General features: G+C 39.0%; 2 protein-coding genes and 1 pseudogene. All 3 read right to left on the bottom strand.

The genetic code is table 11. The features are described 5' to 3' along the window. Positions 1-836: 836 nt before the first annotated feature. Positions 837-2,150, bottom strand: coding sequence for a DUF973 family protein (locus WIW52_RS05570; RefSeq protein WP_337709157.1), 1,314 nt, complete (start codon positions 2,148-2,150; stop codon positions 837-839). Between the two features lie 1,089 nt (positions 2,151-3,239). Beyond that, the gene (locus WIW52_RS05565; RefSeq protein ID WP_337709155.1) at positions 3,240-4,190 is read right to left on the bottom strand and encodes a zinc ribbon domain-containing protein; all 951 of its coding nucleotides are present in this window, start codon (positions 4,188-4,190) and stop codon (positions 3,240-3,242) included. A 42-nt stretch (positions 4,191-4,232) separates the two neighbouring features. Then, positions 4,233-4,597, bottom strand: a pseudogene (locus WIW52_RS05560) (IS701 family transposase); the annotation flags it as partial.

Here is a 4,597-nt window from a genome sequence, read left to right as displayed (position 1 = left end):
CCTAAATACAGGCTTCCTACCCATAAGTAATACTCGTTATACAAATATAAATAACTTAACGACGACACTATCACCACACTCAGCCTAAGCCATTTTTTCCCTCTAATATTTAACTCACAAGACGGACTAGTTATGACTTAAATTATACTTAATAATAATGTTTCAGTTGGAAAGGCACAAGTCTTAAAAGCACCTATCGATGTGCATAGGGTAGATGGACATTAAACTTGGATTCCAATCCCTTTTTCAGAAACTCGCTATTAGGGAGTGATAGTTGACGTTTACGAGTTAATGTTTGCAAACGATCCAACTTTTTCTTAAGGCTTTCAATCTAAGAATGCCGGTTGTCGCAAAACTACATTGCTGTCACTTAACTAGAATTAATGTTTAACACGGTTTTGTACCACCGATTACCGTGTAATGACTTGAGTCTTGTCCTCTTACGTCACTTATGTTTACAAGTGGTCTGTACTACATGACACGCAATTGAATGCCTATAACTAGGTCGTTATGGAATTCGGAATAGATAGATAGGTTTGGAAAAGTGTAATAATAGTAGTCCTTAGGAGGAAAATAGTAAACATCATTTTGTCGCTTTTGTGGTGGAAGGGCCAAGATTCCTACATCCTCAAGCCGTGAAAAATTTTCGCTCTAAACACTAAGAGATTCCATCGTAAATTTGAGTACGCCCTTGACCTGCTGATTGTGTTGAAAGTACTTGAGTATATTCAAATTTTGAATTTCCTCAACAGCTTCTGAGTTTTTAACTTCGAAACTGGTTAAACTATGCCCCAAACCGTATGACGCTTGTTATTTACGCTCTGTTGAAATACGTTTCACATGGAAGTACCGAGTGCAGTTATTGTAACTTCTATTTCTTTACCTTCTACATTAGCTGTTAGGACTATAGTATAGATTTTATTCGGTATGACATGAATTCTTCCGAACTCAACAGTGACGTTGGTCACGGTCTTGGGGCTCAAAGTCTGCGGACTTATCTTATCAGTAGAGTGGTTAAAATCTTCAATTCTGGCTGAAATTAATGTGGCTTTGTGTTGCGAGTATAGCTGTAAATTCACAGTACCGTCTTTCTTTATGTACGTCGTGCCCAAAACCCTAATACTCTCATCTTCAAAACCTGTCATGAGCTCAGGTGTAGGTTGTGTATTTGATGGAGTCTGAGTTCCTTGTATTGTCCTTGTTGATAGGGAGACCCAGTTTTTAACCCCACCCCCGAACAACAACTTTCTCGAAGCACCGTTGATCCCTACAATCCCTAATGCAAAACTCAAAGCTGCAGATATTGGAAATAAGAACGATGTTACGTCACCAAGTTCAGTTAAATTGGGAGGCAGTAAGAAGTAAAAGTAATTAACGAAACCAAATATACCGCTTAAGACCAGAAGGGAACCTGCGTAACTTATCCAACCTTCATGGTAATATTTGCTGAGACCAGAGAACTTTATACCAAAAATGATTAGCCCCAGAATTTGGAAAAAGCTGGTTATTACGTATAATCCGAAAGGTAATATGCCCCATTGATTTAAGGTTAAACATTGATTATCCCCGAAGAAGTAGATATATGCTCCAGCGATATCTGGGATTAGGTATTGGTTCTTTTCTGGTTCCGGTGTGCCGAATGAAAGTGCCACTATAATAACATACCCTAAAAATACGAGAATTCCGAAACCGAAATAAGCACCGATACTCCGACTCCACATTCCTAAACCCCTAGCTTTTCCCACTTGGTTATTTATAGAAGATAATGTGTTGTAAGCACTTCTTATGTTAGATAATGCTTTATCTGAATAGGAGTACATATATCCTAATACAATTAGCATGAAGAAAAGGAATCCACCAGTCACGTAAGCGAGTTCAGGGATATTCCCTGAAATTCCACCCATAAAGTACGTAATGCTGTAAATGTAAACGTATTCCAAGATAAAGTAAATTAGAGTTGATAGAGCCCATTTAATACCCCCTTTAAGTCCGACTTTCATAATTTCCAATGCATCGCTCTCGGAATTAATGTCTAACTTCTTACTTGAAATAGCTCTATCACGTGTATCATCGCGGTACTCAGCAAACTTAATTCTGTTAGTATTTTTAACTCTCAATAGAGGAGATAAGAAGTGATTTCCAATCATCATTTATTAAGAACGTTTACGGCTATTTAAAATTTTTAGAATTCAATTACACTTGTTCAATTGTACTAAGGTGTAATTGCTAATATTAGTTGACTTTAACGAGAATTTATTTAACTCACTCCAACATAGGTTTTAAAATCTCTTTGTAGGAGTTACCAAACAATCGGAAGTATATACAGTTAATAATGATTAAGGTTTCCTTGTCACACAAAAGTACAAATTTATTCTTTTCTGCATATTCAATTCGAAGTCCAATTTTCAAACTTTCAACTGCGAGTTTATCCACACTTTATATAACTTCCTCAGTATTGGGAGTTTGCGTCTAGGGTAAATCTCTATCAATATCTTTAGATTTTGAATATGTGTAAGAGCCGTATTGACGCTACTTATATGAATATATATTTCTTAAAATTAATACTATCAAATAAAAGCTAAAGAAGTGAAGGTTGCGTACTTTTTAGTTACTGTTATTGGTTATCATCCGCATGACTGTTTTTATTACTAATGTTTACCCGTGGCGTAACTTTTCCTTACTTTCAATTACTTCTAATCCCACCACGAGCACCCCCTCTTAAGGGATCACACACATTCACCCATTGGGGCTAGTCAAGGGAAACGCCACTACCCTCCCATCCACACTTTTATCACTCCCCAAACCTCATGAGCAGTGCCCGTTATCAGTTAGGGGGATCATCAATAAAAACTACTACTTCGGTAATACTATATAAACACAACTTGTCAAAACGATATTTAGAAATGATTAAAAATAACGAGTAGTTACGTAGAAGCGTTACAGTCTCAGCCTCACCAAAAACCTCTTTCATTACAGTGTTAAATAAAGCCCAACCGGAAGGCCCACCGGTTGAAGGAGCCGAAACACTGGCTACATATCCCGTCCCCCCGCTAATTACGATCAGGTCGGGGAACTGACTCCTCCAAGCCCCGGAAGGGCGAGACTTTCAATGTTTTGCAAAATAGAAAGGAGATAACCTAGTTAGGCTTTCCTTCAACTTCTCTTATAGATTAAGCCTGAAGTTCTAAAAGGAAGGGAAAAAGACGTAGTATTAAAAATAAGTGATTAACATTAAATTCCTACAGACTGCCGGCTATTTCAGAAGCAATACTCTGTGCTTGTGACAAAGTAGGCGATATGTTGATCATTATAACTCCTATCTCTTCGTTTGTCGACGCTTCGCCATACGTCGCCAAAGATGTGAGGTTAACCAATCCTAGCTGCGAAACGTAACCTGAAACCGGCATTGTCGATATAAAACTTCGATTAGTAGAAGACAAGAAGTAATAGTCGAACTGGTTGAATGAACCTATCTGTAAATTTATACCATATTTAGACACGTTAGCTGATAAAGAGGAGACAAAACTAGAGAGTGTGGAGTTTGTCAGGATGTAATTAGTGAGATTATAGGTATAGTAAGCAGGGTTTGGCGTAGAGTTGTAATAGACTCCCACACCTATTATTAGGGTTTTTTCTCCGTTAATTGTACCATTAACTACTACGAAGTCTACTTTGGTAGGGAGTATGACAAAGCTAGGTTGAAATTGATTGTTATTACCTGAGACACTTAAGCTGGTATAACCTAGTACACTTAAATAAGTTAATGATAAATCCAAATAACTTACAGTTACTTTCTTACCGTTCAATAATGTCACGTTATATTCACCATTACCTATGTAAACAGCTACACCAGTGTTAGATTTCATTACAGACCAAGAACCGCCAAAGTCTTGTTGTGCTATAGCTGAAACTTGAGCTAACGCTCCTGCTGAAGGAGATGCTAGAGCGAATAATAAGACAACAATTATGACCAGTGCTACTAAAGCACCTAGAAGTCCACCGAGTATCTTAAAGCTGAATTTCTTACCTGAAGGCTGGTTTGGAGGAAATGGTTGTAACGGGGGTTGAGGAGTAGGATTACTCGTAACAGTAGGTGTGCCTTCTAATAACCTGAGAGGTGAGCCGCATTTAGGGCAGAATTGGTATTCGTCTGGGTAATCTATCCCACACTTATCGCATCTTTTAGTCATTTGGCAATTGTAGAATTTATAATTAACAGCAGTTATGGGACTTTAACGTAACTTAAAGATTTTCATCAGCCCCGGCGGTCCACCTAAATAACGTTCAACGAACCTGAGGAACGCCTCCACGCTCCTCAGGTTAAGAGCCCCTATCAGCTCCCTGACAACGTTGACCATGATGGTGAAGATCGTGAGGTAACCCTGAAGCCTCTCTCTCCTCCAGAACGAGGAGTCCTCCAGTCCCAAGGCCTTCACGTCCCTGTGAAGCTTCTCGATCTCCCACCTCATCCTCCATGCCTCCTCGATCTCCTCCTCGCTGAGCGAGAGATCGGTCGTGTAGAGGTATCTGACGTGTGTCCCGGAGTCACCTTTATATTCTTGGACTAGCAATTTTACCGTAATCACTCGGTCTCCCA

This window comes from Stygiolobus sp. RP850M (assembly GCF_037389295.1).
Lineage (GTDB): Archaea > Thermoproteota > Thermoprotei_A > Sulfolobales > Sulfolobaceae > Stygiolobus.
This window is presented reverse-complemented; position numbering and strand designations above follow the sequence as displayed.